Origin of the sequence: Candidatus Phytoplasma crotalariae, assembly GCF_030586865.1 — a bacterium.
GTDB classification, from domain to species: domain Bacteria; phylum Bacillota_I; class Bacilli_A; order Acholeplasmatales; family Acholeplasmataceae; genus Phytoplasma; species Phytoplasma citri.
Genome location: NZ_JAOSIR010000046.1, coordinates 1 through 2,448 on the forward strand (window position 1 = coordinate 1; position 2,448 = coordinate 2,448).

Sequence of the window (2,448 nt, forward strand, 5' to 3'; positions counted from 1 at the left end):
CTATCTTTTCGCGTATTCATGTTAAAAAGATTATCATTAAAAATCGCATTAATACTGGTTTATTTACACAAAATTCATTTAAATCTTATAATGATTTTTTTATTCGTGTTTATAAAAAAATTAATTTAAATCAAATATACAAAATCAAGATATACAGACTTAAAAACAAAATTAATCATGGAAAACAAAATACTTATAAGAAATATAGGTACTAAAAAAGCGACAAAAAACCCAAAAAATCCCCCTATTATTTTTCCAACAATTCCGGAAAAAATATTAATAAAAAAACGCCAAACTACAAAAAAAACTATTACAAATAACAAACTAAATAAATTCATCGAAATTAACCCCTTTATAAAAACAAAAATATAATCTTAACTAATATCTTGAAATTAGATATATAATTATTAAAATACATTAAATAACTTTTATCCAAATTTTAAAATCATAACTCATTATTTCAAAAATAATTACAAATAATTATTTACTTTATTATAATAAGTAGCAAAAATTAATTCTTCTATAATACGATATTCTTTTAAAATATATTTATCTAAATTTAAATATGGGAAATAAATATTTCCCGAAAAACGCCGCAAAATATAAGTTAAATATAATATATTTACATAAGGCAAAGCTAATTGATAAATTTGCCTACCTCCAATCACAAAAATTGATTTTGATGTTTTATGAAAATTTTTTAAAAAAATTTTAACATCATCAACTTGTTGAATAGAAATATCATCACGATGATATGAGGACAAAATATTAGAAAAAGAAGTAGTAGCCAAATAAATTGATTTAAAAGGAAATTTTTTATTTTTATAATAAGAACATAAAGATTGATATGTTCTTAAACCCACTAATACTCTTTGATTAGTCACTTTTCTTTTAAAAAAAGCTAAATCTTGAGGATAATGCCAAGGTAATCTTTCATCATTACCAATCAAAAAGTTGCCATCTACAGCTACTATTAAACTAATCATACTGCTATTTCTCCTTTTAAAGTTTCGTGCGCATCATAATTATGCAAACAAATATCTTTAATAGTAAAATCTTCGATACAATGAATATTTTTATTTAAAGTAATGTAAGGTAATGATTTAGGAGAACGTTTTAATTGAATTTTAATTTGAGGAATGTGATTAAGATAAATATGAGCGTCTCCTAAATTATAAATTAATTCATAAGCCTGTAAATTAGTAATATGAGCGATTAAACATAATAATAAACTATAGCTGCTAATATTGAAGGGGATTCCTAAAAATACATCTGCACTTCTTTGGAAAACTTGTAAAGATAATTTATTTTCTTCGACATAAAACTGCATTAATATATGACAGGGAGGTAAAATCATTTGAGATATTTCCGAAGGATTCCAAGCAGAAATAATTAAACGCCGCGAATAAGGATTAAATTTAATATCACTAATTACTTGTTTTAATTGATCAACTCCTGCAAAATCACGCCATTGCTTTCCGTAAATCGGTCCAAGATTTCCATATTTTTTAGCAAAATTTTCATCTTCTTTAATTTTATTTATAAATTCCGATAAAGTTTCATTTTTAAAAAAAGATGAGTTACGATATTGTTCGTAAGGCCATTCATTCCAAATATTAACTTTATTTTCAACTAAATAACGAATATTAGTATCTCCTTTAATAAACCATAATAATTCATGTATCACTAGATTAAAATTAATTTTTTTTGTCGTTAATAAAGGAAATCCTTGGGTCAAATTAAAACGCATATGATAACCGAAAATACTTTTAGTTAAAACTTTAGTACGATTATCACGTATATTACCATATTTTAAAATAGTACGACATAAATTTAAATATTTTTTCATATTAATAACACATTTAACCTTTGGCTCGAAATCAAATTTTTATAAATTAAATATTTTATGATTTTATATTTTATTTTCAGAAAAATTATGTTATAAAATAATAAAATATTTATTTATATAAACCATTTATATAAAAAATTAATGGCGGAGGAAGAGGGATTCGAACCCTCGCATCTAATAAGATCTACACGCTTTCCAAGCGAGCCCCTTTAACCAGACTTGGGTATTCCTCCGAAATAATCCTTTTTATTAATTGCAATTTTTTTTAAAAAAAATTATAAGCGAATTTCCTAGTACTAAAATTATCCTAATATATTCTCTCTCGAGATACTAACTTGGTATCAAATCAATCATACTCCACATCACATACTTTCTACAATTAATCTAGCAGCCAGTATAATTCATAATAGATAGAAATGACAATTGCTAATTATCCAAAATTATTAACTAAAAAAAGCAGCAGAAGATCTCATGAATGATGAACATTTATTAGGGATATGTGGTTTTATGTTAGGTATGACTCCTTCTGGATTATTCTTGTTAATGAGTATGATTTCTATTTTAGGTTTTATCAGGTTGTTTAAACGTAAAGCTTATAT

The 2,448-nt window shown here is 24.1% G+C and carries 2 protein-coding genes, 1 tRNA gene and 1 pseudogene; 1 reads left to right on the forward strand and 3 read right to left on the reverse strand.

The annotated features are described in order from the left end of the window. A pseudogene (locus OC683_RS02290) lies at positions 1-215 on the forward strand (phosphatidylserine decarboxylase); the annotation flags it as partial. A gap of 255 nt (positions 216-470) precedes the next feature. Here the strand turns inward: OC683_RS02290 and OC683_RS02295 are convergent. The 3 genes from OC683_RS02295 to OC683_RS02305 all read right to left on the reverse strand — a co-directional run bounded on the left by OC683_RS02295 (position 471) and on the right by OC683_RS02305 (position 2,082). Further along, positions 471-986 carry a dihydrofolate reductase gene (locus OC683_RS02295; RefSeq protein WP_304514926.1) on the reverse strand — a complete coding sequence of 172 codons (516 nt, stop codon included), beginning with the start codon at positions 984-986 and terminating at the stop codon, positions 471-473. Then, positions 983-1,849 carry a thymidylate synthase gene (locus OC683_RS02300; protein ID WP_304514927.1) on the reverse strand — a complete coding sequence of 289 codons (867 nt, stop codon included), beginning with the start codon at positions 1,847-1,849 and terminating at the stop codon, positions 983-985. Before OC683_RS02300 ends, OC683_RS02295 begins: the two co-directional genes overlap by 4 nt. 142 nt (positions 1,850-1,991) lie before the next feature. Next, positions 1,992-2,082 (reverse strand) — tRNA-Ser (locus OC683_RS02305). Positions 2,083-2,448: the final 366 nt, after the last annotated feature.